Genomic DNA, 12906 nt, shown 5'->3' with positions numbered 1-12906 from the left:
CTAAAACCTGTCTTTACAACTTCGAATCCTTCTAGATTTTTGGGATATTGGCAATAAATTTCTCGCAGAAGTGAAATCGGAAATGATCAAATCCCATACATCTCATAGGCCTAGGAATGGCCAACGTATCGAAGATACGATAATGGACCTTCTCGAAGAAGATCCATACAATGAAGAATTACTCATTCAAAAATTACAAAAAAACCAATTTCAAAACCAAGACCATTCCCAGATTTACTCTGCTGTTTTGAAGGTGTTAACCTCGCTCGACATTCCAGAATCGGATTCTAAAGAGATTTGGAACGAAGTTTTAGAAAACAAAAACAAACTCTCAAACTGTTTAAAACGTCCTGTTGGTTTTCGTGTTGCACTGCTTGATTATTTTATCAATCAAACCCATAAAATTAAAAATCCTAAAATCATCGAACTACGTTTATTTGCTGAAACTGAAAAACTTATCTTGGTGGATGAACTGACTAGGTTATACAATCGTAGGCATTTTGAAACAGCACTGGTTCGAGAATTTAAACAATCCACACGGTACAATCAGAATCTTTCGTTACTCGTGATCGATATTGACGATTTTAAAAAAATTAATGATACATATGGTCATTTGATGGGAGATGAAATCCTAAAACAAGTTGCCAATAAAATCGCAACGAGTTTAAGAATGGAAGACACTGCATGTCGTATTGGTGGTGAAGAATTCGCAATCATATTCCCTCAATCAAATGAATCACAAGCACTCATCGCTTCCGAAAAATTATTAGAAGCATGCAGAACCATTCAAATCAGCGGTAAACCTGTTACAATTAGTGGTGGGCTTGTTTCTTTTCCTGAAAAAGTAAAACGATGTGAAGATATGTATGATTTTGCTGATAGAGCTTTATATACAGCAAAAGATTCAGGTAAAAATCAAATCGTTGTGTATTCCAACGAAAAAAGAAGTAGTTTACGATTTGAAGCAAACTTAGAATTGTTTTGTGTTTTACCAAATAGAACCATTCGTTCTATTTCAAAAAATATTTCAATTACTGGAATTGCATTTGAGACAGAAGATGATTTACTGGTGAACGAACCCATATCTGTGTTATTACGCGAATCCGACTCCAAACATGAAATCAGTGCAAAAATCAAAGTTGTTCGTAAACAAAAGATAGGTGAAAACAATTACAGATTAGGTGCGGAATTTGTCGATTTATCAAACGAATCGCAAAACAAATTAGCAGATCTTTATTCACTACACCAATTTAAAGCGAAGAGCCCGATTGGTGTAGGTTCTTAAACTAGTTAACGTGAGTTAGGCATATCTGATAATCCACCTGCATTGATGACGGAAGAAAATCCACTCGCCGATAATATTTGTTTTGCCCTTTCACTTCTTGCACCAGATCGACAATAAACAACAATTTTAGATTGTTTGTTTTTGAATGTACCTAATTCCATAGGTAATACATCAACAGGAATGTTGATGGCTCCTGGAAAATGACCTTCCGCAAATTCAGACTTAGTCCTTACATCAACAACAACTGCCCCTTCCTGAATCCATTCTTGAACCATTTGTTTATCTCCTTTTGATTGAATTTTTTTTACAAAAACGAAGAGGAATCCAATGATCACTCCCACTATTACAAATGTTTTCATAATTACCTCTTTTTTCCATTTTTTAGTTGCCATGGAATGAGTCAAGAAAAACTATATACCATAGGGGGTATGGTATTATCCCTTACGGGACCTCGCCTACATTAAATTGGAGTTGAATGAATGATCGGACTAAGGATAATCAAACCATGGTGACTACTGACGTGAACAATGAAATCGAAATCAAACCACTTTATGATATAGAATCAGGGACTTGGACTTATTTATTACTCGAAAAATCTGCAAAGCAGGCAGTCCTGATTGACCCAGTTCTTGAGAAGTTAGAAAGAGATTTAGACTATTTAGTTTCGATGGGATTTCAATTGGTTGCGACCATCGAAACTCATATGCATGCAGACCATATAACGGCTGCAGGTGAGTTACGAGATCAAACCGGATGTGAAGCTTATGCACCTCATTTATCTGGAGCTGAATGTGCGACTCATTTTTTAAAAGACAAAGATGTGTTACAAATTGGGAAACTCTATCTAGAAGTAATCCACACACCAGGTCACACCCCTTGTTCGATTTCTTTACTTCTCAATGGAAAATATGTTTTTACCGGAGATGCTCTTTTTGTTAGAGGTTGTGGCAGAACAGATTTCCAAGGTGGAAGTGCCGAAGAATTATACAATTCAATTACCAATAAATTATTCCAACTACCAAACGATACAGTTGTATTTCCTGGACATGATTATAAAGGGTTTGTTTCTACAACGATTGGTGAGGAAAAAAATTGGAATCCGAGAATCGCAAAAAAATCGTTGGAGGAATTTAAATCAATTATGGACAATTTAAATTTACCAGAACCAAAAAAAATACACGAAGCAGTGCCTGCGAATCGTGCTTGTGGGAAAGTTGTATGAGTATCGGAATTTTATTTTTACTATTAGGAATTGGAGCGGGAGTTCTCGGAGGACTCGTTGGGATTGGTGGTGGTATTTTATTAGTTCCTGCTCTTGTGTATTTTTTTGACTTCAATCAAAAATTAGCACAAGGTACAACATTAGCTGCGATGGTACCACCAATTGGAATCGTGGCAGCTTACATATATTATACGAGAGGAGAAACAAATTTATTTGCTGCAGCTCTCATTAGTGTAGGATTTATATTAGGGAGTATCTTTGGTGCAGGGGCAGCTTCAAAAATCGATACGAGTGTACTTTCTCGATTTTTTGGAATCTTCACGGTGATCGTTGGGCTTAAAATGGTATTTTTCCCGAAATAAAATTGATAAAAATATCGTTGCACGAACATCTGAATCAATTTTTCATTCAATGGTGTTCGGATTTTATATTGCACTTTTTTGGTTCTTAATTCGATTTCTTTTTTATGGAATTAGTTTTCCTGAAGTGTTCATCCCACCCATCACATTTCTTTTTTGGTGGAATTTGGTATTCACTTCCCTTTGGCTCATATTAATTCTAATTGTAGTGATTGGATTTTTGGGAGTTTTACTTCGGATTCCCATTTTAGGCATCCTCGTACAAGGGATTCGAAACCAAGTTGCAGAAATTGGATGGATTTCTTTTTTAAAAAACCGAACATTCATTTGGCTTCTAAGCCAAACATTCGTTTTAGTTGGTTCCTTTTATTTTCTCCATTCCAAAGACAATAACCAAACGATTCTTTTCTTCTGTTTAAGTCTCATTCTTTTCGGTTATTATTTAAAACAAAAATTCCACAAACCCTTGGCACAGTTTTCGGGAAACAATCGAATTTTCATTTACCAAAATGGGATGGAAACGCCAAATTCGAGAGATCATTTCCCATATGAAAAAGATGTCACACCTCCATAGGACTCATTCAGCTTCCTTTTGAAAAGATTTTACGACTAAAATGCGATGGGAACTATCTAACCAATATGACCTTCCTTCCCAAGCGATCTATGTACCCTCTTCCTTACTTTCCAATTTTGGCAATGGCTGTTTTTTATTTGTTTTGCGGTCCTGTTACGGAAACTTCGAAGGTGGAGTCAGTGCCACTGACCACAAAACCAGGTCAAAAAATTGCAGTATTTGCCGAAGGTTGTTTTTGGTGTTCCGAACATATTTTTGAATCCATTCCTGGTGTAGTCAATGTGACTTCTGGTTATGCAGGTGGACACACAGATAACCCAACTTACGAATCAGTAAATACAGAAACAACTGGTCATGCGGAATCAGTATTCATCATATACGATCCATCTAAAGTGAGTTATGCGGAATTATGTAGAGTATTTTTTCTCTCACATGACCCAACAACAAAAGACAGGCAAGGACCAGATGTTGGGTCTTCCTACCGTTCCATACTCTTTTATTCCAATGATGAAGAATTTAAAACAGCAAAGGAAATCCAAAAAGAAATCCAATCAAAGAACATTTGGAAAGGAAATTTTGTAACAGAATTTCAAAAGTTAAAACATTTTTATCGAGCTGAAGGATATCACCAAGATTTTATTCAAAACAATCCCAATCAATCGTATGTTTTAGCTGTATCCATTACGAGATATAATGAATTTGAAAAACGATACCAAGCTTATCAAAAAACTTTGAGGTTCAATTCTCTACCATAAGAATGGCAAATGATAGATTCTGTATAGAATGAAACTTTTTAGTCTGCTGAGTATTGTTCTTTAATTTTTGTACGAAACGAATCAAACTCTGATTTAGATTGGAACTTACATACCTTGAGAATCTCCGCAGGAATTTCAGAGGACTTAGCTTCCTTTGCATTGATGGCAATCATCATATCACTTAGATAAATAGGATAAATAATATCAATATACACATCATCTACCAGTAGTGGTCGATGGTGGTATTCCATTGCCTTTGTATAAAGGATAGGGAAACCCCATTTTTCACCTACCATTGCTCCTAATTTAGAATGAGTGATTCCTATCGCAGACTCTTCCATACTAATTGTTGAGGCAATTTCACGCGAAGTTGAAAACGTTTTGATTTTGTTCATGTGGTGTTTGTCAAATGATAACAACAATATTTCGCCAATGTCATGTAAGAGTGATGCCGCAATTAAGTTACTGAGGTCTGATTTGTTTAACTCCATCCTTTGGCCAATTGACTTACAATAAAATGCCGATTCATTTGATTTTTCCCAAATTGCTGTAAACGCAGGGAACTTATCTTCTAACATTTGTTTGGTTGCCAAACTATACAAAAGAGTTTGTAATTCTTTTAGACCAATTAACTGAATGGCACGATCTAAACTTTCTACCCTACCTCCTCTTCTAAATGCAGCTGAATTAGAGAGTTTTAAGATATTAGCTGATAATGCAATATCACGTTTGATCATTTCAGCAATGGTTCCAATACTGGAATTTGGTTTGTCGATTGCGTCCTGAATATCTTTGATCGATTTAGGGAACGTAGGGAGATTGTCGATTTGAGAAACTATATGATCTATTTTCTCTAACTGTTGATTTTCCTTAGAAACTTTTGCAGGAATATCAATCATAAATACTGTCTTGTTTTCGCCAGATTCAAACTTAAAAGCTGATTCACCAAGACCATCATTTTTTAACATCATGAGAGTCATGATAAGACCAAGGCCTGCACCTTCCTGATCGTTTGACATATCCATAAAAGCATCCGCTAAATCATTGTATGTTTTAGCCTTAGATATTCTTTCTTTGATTCTCTCAGCTTCGATAGGTGTCAACTGGACATTATTCATAATTCGAATTCGCATTAAACTTCTATTATGGATAAAGGATACGAAAACACCGTAGTTATTTTTTTGAAGAGATTCTTCTATCTCATCTCTGTTTTCAATATAAGTAGATTTGAATTCATTAATTATAGATTCGTATTCTTTTTCATCGGTAATGTCTGTTGAATTATTTTTAAAAAATACACGTTTGGCATTGGCTTTGATTGCATTCGTAACAGTTTCTTTCATTGCTGCGAGAACCGAATCTCTAACAATAATTAGGTCCAATTGTAATAAAAATCGATCAAGAGTTTGGTATAATGTATTTTCTACTTCATCAGTGATTTGAAAAAATTTAAAATGGAAAGGAGTATTTTCAACAATAGGATGATTGATATCTTCAATATTGGTATGAAGGCCCAATTCACGTTTGAACTCTAATGAAACAGCTTTTGGACTAGCCATAAAACCTCTTGAAACAGGGATGTGGGGAATCCCCTAATCCTCTCAGAACTGTATACGTTCCCTCTCCATCGAATGCAATGATTTTAGAAAAGCAAGCGTTTAACAGGAAAAAGATGGGGTTCGCATTTTTGTGGTAAGTACTGAAAAAAAGATTCGTTCCTTCACTAAAATTGCTACATTTTTGGGCAGGGATTCAAAAAATTTTAATCTTAGGTAATCCTAAATTATATTTCACTGCGATGATTCGAATGATGACAACTACACTTGCAGAAAGACTTAAGTTTAGATTACCATCTAATTGGAATGAATGTAAAACAAGATACAAGATGGATCCCGCCAAACAAGCAGTAGCGTATATTTCTTTTCGGAAAATAAATGGCACTTCGTTCATGAGTGTGTCTCGTATCACACCACCAAAGATTGCAGATATCATTCCTAGTAATGCTGAAGCAAAAAAATTCACACCATGGTCGAGAGCAATTCTTGTTCCAAGCACAGTATAGATTCCAATTCCTAAGGTATCAAATAAAAAGAGTTCACTTCGGAGTTTGGTCAAACTTTTTGGAAAAAAAATGACGAGTAAAAAACCTAGAAAAATTGCCCACAAAATGTTTTCATCTTTAACCCAAGAAACGGGATAGTTTCCAAGTGTGATATCTCGTAATGTCCCACCCCCGATCGCTGTGATAAAACCAGTAAAAAAAACACTAAAAACATCATGATGGTGTTCTTTGTGTTCCAAAGCGGCAACAGCTCCAGAGATCGCAAAAACCATGATACCCGCAAGTCCAATGTAATAAGAAAAGCTAAAATCCATAAAAATAATCTAATTTTCTCATTTTAGACGGAAATAAAATGACAATCATTTACCCTCTCAATTGTTATCATTAATAGAGTGTTCTTTTTATGATCAGCAAATCCTTTAGGAAACATGTTTTCATTGTATTTTTTCTTTTCCAAGCTTGTATCCCCACTATTTCCAAAAGTATCATGCAGTCAGTATCTGACTATTTGCAACTCAAAAGCATTTTAAACACTGGGCCCTACACCATTTCTGTCAAAGTCTCGGGACTCCTTGGTTCGGGGCTTAAACTTTCACTAAATTCAGGACAAGCAACCATCACTGTCAATTCGGATGGTGATTACCAGTTTGCATCTAAATTACTCACTGGCGAAAATTTTAATGTTTCGATCACAAACCAACCAATCTTACCAAACCAAACTTGTACCGTGAATGGTGGAACAGGTGTTGTTGGTTTCGGAAACATCGCAACTATCATCGTTAATTGTGATCCACTTCGGTACAGTATAGGTGGAACCATCTCTGGTCTTGATGGAGCCACAGGTTTAGTTCTCACCAATTCATTTGATGGATCCACTTTGTCTGTTGCAGTTGCTTCTGGAACATTTGCATTTACTCAAACCTACGTTAGCGGAAGCACCTATAATATATCAGTCACAACACAACCTAACCATCCAGTGCAAAATTGTGTTGTGACAAATGCTTCTGGAACCATTGCTTCTGCAAATATCACAAATATTGCCATCAGTTGTACTTCGACAGCTTACCCAATCGAGATTACTTCCTTTGGAATTGGTTCTGGAACATTAATATTAAGTAATAATGGAAGTGAGACAATTTCCATTACAACCAATGGCTTAAATCGATTTGCAACGGATTTACCACCAACAAGTACATACAACGTACAAATTGTATCAGTTCCGACAAACCACCAATGTGTATTATCTTCAACATCAGGAACAGTTGCAGGCACTGTTTCCATACAAGCAAATTGTTTTAGTGTATTGGATTATACTCCGAGGAATGGTGGTATCTTACAGACAACTGAATCATTACGATTGGTCTTTTCAGCAGAAGTGAATACGGGAAGTTGTGCGGGCTCTTCTGGAACTTTAAACACCAACCTGTCACTTCCCATCAATTTTGCATTGGCAACCACCAATTTTACAAATGATACTCTCATAGTGTCTCCAGCCCCAACAGATAGTTGGGTGACAGGCAATCGTTCATTAGCCCTAAGTTGCCTTTCCAATATTGGCTCCCATCCACTTTCAACAAGTGTAACCCTAACGTATTTAGTTCCATCTACATTACGATATGTTTCTGATGCTACCGGAAATGATTTAAACGACGGATTAACAACAGCAACTCCCAAAAGGAATATCCAACCTGCAATTGATAGTTTTGGAGGTTGTCCTACAAATGATTGCGCCGTACTTGTCACACAAGGATCCTATGACCCCGCTGCAGTAGGAGCAAGAATCCAATTAGTCTCAGGAATTTCCCTTTTTGGAAGTTATGAACCTGGATTTACACAATGGAAACCAACTGACAAAGATTCAACGATCCTTATGGATATGGTTCCAGCTTTTTGTTCTACAGCAAATAGCATCAATCCTTGTGCTTCGATCGCTGCAGATTCTTCGGTGACAGGGGCAGTGACCATATCTGGTTTTAAGATATTATCGGGAGACAATGCTCCCTATATGACAGGAGTGTTCCTGGATTCGACAAACAGTGTCCGAATCATTGATAATACTATTAATGGTGGTACTGGCACGAGTGTATCCAGTGGTATCTATGCGATCAATAGTTCACCAATTTTGGTTCGCAATCAAATTGAGGGTGGAATTTGTACGACAATCAATTGTAACACCGCGGGTGTTTATATGACTTCTGCTGCCTTAATCACTCCATTCATTGTGGGGAATACAATTGATAGTGGAAATGGTACAGGCACTCAAGTCATTTCACGTGGGATTTTTTATAATGGAAGTGTAGGTTTAGATGTCACAAATATCCGCCTCAACCAAATTACATCCCTACCTTTGGATAATACCACTGCAGGAACTTCGACACTATCCATTGCATTTGACATTTCTTCATTAAGTAATTCGTCCACAGGAGTTCTATCTGGGAATCAATTGGTAGCTGGCACTGCCAATACATCAATTGGAATTCGAATCCAATCTCCCACAGGAATTCAGATTGGCTCTGCTCTCCAGGGGAATAGCATCACAACAGGTACTGCAGCTTCCTTTAAGTCTGCTGGTATGTATCTAACGGCAGGTCATACCATTCGAAATAACTATATCTTCCTTGGTTCCACAATCAATGCAAGTTTTGCAACGTATACTTATGGAATCGAAATTTCTTCTGGTGGTGCCACAGCAATCATTGAAAGAAATACAATCCAAGGTGGGAGTGCAACAAGTGTATCTTCCGCGATTCTTGTCGGTATCAATGCGACTTCCTTTAATGCAACTTCATCCATTTCTGGTAATTATATTCGAATGGGAAATGCCAATGGAACAGCATCAACAATGGTTTCCGGAATCAACCTTCAATCACCTTCTGGATTTTTAGTTGCGAATAATTGGATCCAAAATGGTTCAAGCAATGTGTATGCAAGAGGGATCAATATCTCAGGAGTATTTAGTCCACTCAAGATTTACCATAACACTGTGAGCAGCGGAACATCTTCTGTTTCTGGGAATGAAGCTGTATTACAAATTAACTCTAACTCATCTACGTTAGTCGAAAACAATATATTTTTGTTAAATGATAATGCGGGAAATAATGCATGTATCGTAGACCTTATTGGTCCACAAACTTCAATCCGATTCAATGTATTTCATAATTGTTCAAACCTTGTCTACAAAGCTCCGTTGTATTATACAGATTTGTGTGCAGGAGGAGTACCTGGAAGTTTGGGTTGTATCACCCCACTAGGACTGAGTTCTAATTTTGGGAATAATTTGAACTTGGACCCAAATTTAGGATTAAATTTTGGTGTCGTGGCGAATTATATCCCAACAACTGCTACTTCCTGCTTCATCACGAAGTCTACTAACAACATTATCGCTGATAGTTATAATGGAGTTGGGACAAGGCCTGGTGGAGACGGATTTGTCTCCTTAGGTGCAATCGAATACAATTTAGCGTGTACACCTTAGTTTTCACTAAGGTAGTACATATATTCCCACTCGATCATTGTACAAACTTCCAATGTACAATTGGCGTTTCTTTTCAATGACACTAGTTACATCTTTCAAATGTTCCCCAGTAGGGTCTTGTACTGTCATTAAAACTTTACCATTCCCATCGATCTTCATTGCGTAACCATAAGGTTGAGCTTTAGGCCATAAAAACTTTGGTAAAAAATAGATCATTTTTTTCACTACGGGAGATGGGTGCATATTGTCCATTCTGTCATTTCTTACCGTAAACAATGCTACCCAGAACTCTCCGTTTTCATTTCGAGTGATGTTGTCTGGAAAACCCGGTAAATTCTCAATTAAAACTTCCGAAGTTCCTTTTTTGGGTCCCTTTAACCAAAGTTTAGTGATCCGATATCGATATGTTTCATTCACCAAAAGGAAATCTTCATTTTTTGACAAACTGATCCCATTTGCAAAATACAAATCTTGGAGTAATAACTGAGTTTCCTTTGTTTTTGGATCGTAAACAAAAACACGACCATAAGGTCTTGCTTCTAATAAATCATATAGATATTCTTTTTGTTCGTAAATAGATGCATCTGTAAAATAAATTTTTCCATCTTGTGCAATATCCAAATCGTCTGTGAACTTGAATGGTACTCCTTTGTATTCAGAAACTAAAGTAGTAATTTTACCGGACTTATCCATAGATAATAATCCTTTATAGGCATCAGCAATGATTAAGTTACCTACTTTATCAAATTGAATTCCAAGTGGTCTACCAGAAGTTTTAGCAATTGTTTTGATTTCCCCTTTGAGAGTAATTCTGATGATGCGACCATCTTTATCTCCACCATAAATATTTCCATCAGAGTCAACATCAAGTGACTCAAGACCTTTTACTTTTCCGATGGCTAGGAGGATTGCCTTTTGTAATTCCGTATTTGGCTCATAAATCCCAACTGGTTCTGGTTTGAGGGGAGGTTCATATGCAACAGGAGAAAAAGTACGACAGGAAATAAATCCTATCAAAAATAAAATTTTGATTTGTAATAGTTTCATTTAGTACTCATCTCCTTTTCAATCAAAGCATCCTTTAATGCCCAACGTTCATCCACCCAACGTTTCATTTTCTTTGACATTGGAGCAAATTGTTCGTTTTCTTCGATGGGCACTTGTTCTCTTGGAATCACATCAATAAAAACTTTTAACTTTCGAATTTTACCAGACATCAAATCCAAAAAACTTGGGTTTTCAGTAGGATAAACAATAGTTAGATCAATAAAAGCATCAAGCGAATTTCTTAATGAAGTGGAAACCACAGAAATCCCGCCGCTATGTGGACGAAGTAAATGTTTGTAAGGATTTTTCTTTAATAACTTTGCCATTCGCTCAGGTGTCCGTCTATGGCCTTCCAAAAAGTTCAAAATTGAAAAAGGCATTCCATTGAACTTTTCACAAACTTTTTTAACATTCTCCAAATCTTTTGTGGCAAGTTCTGGATTTTTTTTCAGTTGTTCGCGACTACTACGTTTTACAAAAGGAAAATCTAATGCGAGCCAAGCATGTCCGAGAACAGGTACATATTTTAAAGAATCTTTGATGAAAAAACGAATGAGAGGAATTTTTCTGTTTAAAACTGATTGGATGATATAAATATCCGACCATGATTGGTGGTTACAAATAATCATATAACTTCCATTTGTATTCAGATTCTTAAAATTTTCACCCACTACTTCAAATTGGACACCATATAAAAAACGAGAGATTCGATAATTATTTTCGATCCAAGCCTCTCCTACTTTCACGAGCAAACGATCACCAAATCTTCTTACGGAACCAGTCGTCAATAGTTTCCAAATATAAAGAGGATACATTGTAGGAATGATCCAAAGTAAATTTAATAAAAACAAAATGTATGCTATGATTAATCCCAATTTAAACTCCTAAATCATACGAGGTGCCGATTCCCAAAATGGTAACATCATCCATCATAGAGATTTTTCCCCTAAAGTTATGAAACTGTTCCATTAGCAAATTTACAGTGTCAGCTAAACTTAATCCCAAACTCCTAGCAGACAAAAAACTGGAAAGCAATTTGGATTCCCCTAGAAAATTTCCATCTTCATTTTCTTGTTCCAAATAACCATCAGATATCATAAACAATCGATCTCCAAGCCGAAATGGGACCGTATTATCTGTATATTCTACATCCTTTTCGAGACCTAACATTAATCCAGATTCACTTAATGCCAATATCTCTGATTGATTGAGAACATATGGTTCATTATGACCGGCTGAGGAATAAACGAGTTTATTTTCTTCCAAATTCAAATCAACAATGACAGCAGTAAATTGATTCGATTTTTTTCCATAACGATCGATGAAAATCTGGTTCAATGCATACAACACATCCGATGGATTGGTAACACTGTGTTTGATATGATCATACTCAGCTTTGATTGCCATAGTGATGAGTGCTGCTTGCACTCCATGCCCAATTGCATCAGCCAAAAACAATCGAATTTTGGATTTTTCTAATCGAATGACATCAAATATATCACCACCTACCTCAGCCATCGGCTCAAACTTGGAGGCAAAATCTAAATGAGCAATGTGTTTTAAGCCAAGTGGTAAGATATTTCTCTGTATAGTTTTGGCAGTTTCCAAATCTTCTTGGATGATTTTTAATGATTGGGTGAGCTTTGCAGTTCTTTCCTTAACCATCATTTCCAATGTTTCATTTTGCAAACGTAACTCTTTATTTTTCTGTATGAGGACTTGGTTTTCCCTTTGTTCCGCATTGCGTATCCTTGCAGTTAATAACTTTAAGAGAGTTAAAGTCAATTCTGGACTTGTTTGGATCAGTCGGTGAAAATCAACACGAGTTAATGTGTATAAAGTAGATTTTTCTTTTGTTGTTATATTGACTGTCCTTGGAGCAGAATCGATTAGTGAAATCTCTCCAAAATAATCGCCTGCGATTAAATCACCTATTACTAAAATCTCTTGTTTTGTTTCGTCTAAGTATTTCCAAACTTCTACTCGACCAGATTCAATAAAATAAAATGAATCACCTAACGAATACTGTTCAATCACCAAAGTATCAGGACCAAACTCTACTTTTTTCATTTCCTTTTTTAGGAAACTTAAATCGACGTTTGGTTTTTCTTCAGGACTCATACAATT

The 12906-nt window shown here is 36.3% G+C and carries 12 protein-coding genes; 6 read left to right on the top strand and 6 right to left on the bottom strand.

The window, feature by feature from the left end; translation table 11 throughout:
* The first annotated feature begins 82 nt into the window (after positions 1 to 82).
* Positions 83 to 1285, top strand: coding sequence for a diguanylate cyclase (locus ND855_RS03405; protein WP_265357194.1), 1203 nt, complete (start codon positions 83 to 85; stop codon positions 1283 to 1285).
* A gap of 5 nt (positions 1286 to 1290) precedes the next feature.
* On the opposite strand, the gene ND855_RS03400 is transcribed toward ND855_RS03405, so the two are convergent.
* Positions 1291 to 1644: a rhodanese-like domain-containing protein gene (locus tag ND855_RS03400; RefSeq protein ID WP_265357193.1), complete on the bottom strand. Its 354-nt coding sequence runs from the start codon at positions 1642 to 1644 to the stop codon at positions 1291 to 1293.
* A 116-nt stretch (positions 1645 to 1760) separates the two neighbouring features.
* Here ND855_RS03400 and ND855_RS03395 point away from each other — a divergent pair, with 116 nt between their 5' ends.
* From ND855_RS03395 to msrA, 4 genes are all read left to right on the top strand, one after another.
* The gene (locus ND855_RS03395; protein ID WP_265357192.1) at positions 1761 to 2507 is read left to right on the top strand and encodes an MBL fold metallo-hydrolase; all 747 of its coding nucleotides are present in this window, start codon (positions 1761 to 1763) and stop codon (positions 2505 to 2507) included.
* Positions 2504 to 2869: a TSUP family transporter gene (locus ND855_RS03390; protein ID WP_100717674.1), complete on the top strand. Its 366-nt coding sequence runs from the start codon at positions 2504 to 2506 to the stop codon at positions 2867 to 2869. Before ND855_RS03395 ends, ND855_RS03390 begins: the two co-directional genes overlap by 4 nt.
* Complete coding sequence (locus tag ND855_RS03385; RefSeq protein ID WP_322113518.1) at positions 2838 to 3440, top strand: hypothetical protein; 603 nt, start codon at positions 2838 to 2840, stop codon at positions 3438 to 3440. Before ND855_RS03390 ends, ND855_RS03385 begins: the two co-directional genes overlap by 32 nt.
* A gap of 89 nt (positions 3441 to 3529) precedes the next feature.
* Positions 3530 to 4195 carry a peptide-methionine (S)-S-oxide reductase MsrA gene (gene msrA, locus ND855_RS03380; protein WP_407658697.1) on the top strand — a complete coding sequence of 222 codons (666 nt, stop codon included), beginning with the start codon at positions 3530 to 3532 and terminating at the stop codon, positions 4193 to 4195.
* A gap of 38 nt (positions 4196 to 4233) precedes the next feature.
* Here msrA and ND855_RS03375 read toward each other — a convergent pair whose 3' ends face one another.
* Positions 4234 to 5754 (bottom strand): HDOD domain-containing protein, encoded by a 1521-nt coding sequence (locus ND855_RS03375; RefSeq protein ID WP_265357191.1) that lies wholly within the window; start codon positions 5752 to 5754, stop codon positions 4234 to 4236.
* Positions 5755 to 5947: 193 nt separating this feature from the next.
* A complete protein-coding gene (locus ND855_RS03370) occupies positions 5948 to 6571 on the bottom strand; it encodes a trimeric intracellular cation channel family protein (protein ID WP_265357190.1) in 624 nt (207 codons plus the stop codon).
* An 89-nt stretch (positions 6572 to 6660) separates the two neighbouring features.
* Here ND855_RS03370 and ND855_RS03365 point away from each other — a divergent pair, with 89 nt between their 5' ends.
* Positions 6661 to 9732: a hypothetical protein gene (locus tag ND855_RS03365; protein WP_265357189.1), complete on the top strand. Its 3072-nt coding sequence runs from the start codon at positions 6661 to 6663 to the stop codon at positions 9730 to 9732.
* A 6-nt stretch (positions 9733 to 9738) separates the two neighbouring features.
* Here ND855_RS03365 and ND855_RS03360 read toward each other — a convergent pair whose 3' ends face one another.
* The 3 genes from ND855_RS03360 to ND855_RS03350 are packed head-to-tail and all read right to left on the bottom strand — an operon-like array spanning position 9739 to position 12900.
* Positions 9739 to 10779 carry an SMP-30/gluconolactonase/LRE family protein gene (locus ND855_RS03360; RefSeq protein ID WP_265357188.1) on the bottom strand — a complete coding sequence of 347 codons (1041 nt, stop codon included), beginning with the start codon at positions 10777 to 10779 and terminating at the stop codon, positions 9739 to 9741.
* Positions 10776 to 11654 carry an acyltransferase gene (locus ND855_RS03355; RefSeq protein WP_265357187.1) on the bottom strand — a complete coding sequence of 293 codons (879 nt, stop codon included), beginning with the start codon at positions 11652 to 11654 and terminating at the stop codon, positions 10776 to 10778. The genes ND855_RS03360 and ND855_RS03355 overlap by 4 nt, the downstream gene beginning before the upstream one ends.
* Position 11655: 1 nt before the next feature.
* Positions 11656 to 12900, bottom strand: a complete 1245-nt coding sequence (locus ND855_RS03350; protein WP_265357186.1) for a PP2C family protein-serine/threonine phosphatase — start codon at positions 12898 to 12900, stop codon at positions 11656 to 11658.
* Positions 12901 to 12906 lie beyond the last annotated feature (6 nt).

This window comes from Leptospira paudalimensis (assembly GCF_026151345.1).
Taxonomy (GTDB): Bacteria; Spirochaetota; Leptospiria; order Leptospirales; family Leptospiraceae; genus Leptospira_A; species Leptospira_A paudalimensis.
Note: the sequence above shows the minus strand (reverse complement) of the source record. Positions and strands in the feature narration are given on the sequence as shown.

Coding starts and splice junctions, on each gene's coding strand:
- ND855_RS03365 (WP_265357189.1), top strand. CDS start 6,661: ATGATCAGCAAATCCTTTAGGAAACATGTTTTCATTGTATTTTTTCTT.
- msrA (WP_407658697.1), top strand. CDS start 3,530: ATGTACCCTCTTCCTTACTTTCCAATTTTGGCAATGGCTGTTTTTTAT.
- ND855_RS03360 (WP_265357188.1), bottom strand. CDS start 10,779: ATGAAACTATTACAAATCAAAATTTTATTTTTGATAGGATTTATTTCC.
- ND855_RS03400 (WP_265357193.1), bottom strand. CDS start 1,644: ATGAAAACATTTGTAATAGTGGGAGTGATCATTGGATTCCTCTTCGTT.
- ND855_RS03395 (WP_265357192.1), top strand. CDS start 1,761: ATGAATGATCGGACTAAGGATAATCAAACCATGGTGACTACTGACGTG.
- ND855_RS03405 (WP_265357194.1), top strand. CDS start 83: ATGATCAAATCCCATACATCTCATAGGCCTAGGAATGGCCAACGTATC.
- ND855_RS03350 (WP_265357186.1), bottom strand. CDS start 12,900: ATGAGTCCTGAAGAAAAACCAAACGTCGATTTAAGTTTCCTAAAAAAG.
- ND855_RS03390 (WP_100717674.1), top strand. CDS start 2,504: ATGAGTATCGGAATTTTATTTTTACTATTAGGAATTGGAGCGGGAGTT.
- ND855_RS03370 (WP_265357190.1), bottom strand. CDS start 6,571: ATGGATTTTAGCTTTTCTTATTACATTGGACTTGCGGGTATCATGGTT.
- ND855_RS03375 (WP_265357191.1), bottom strand. CDS start 5,754: ATGGCTAGTCCAAAAGCTGTTTCATTAGAGTTCAAACGTGAATTGGGC.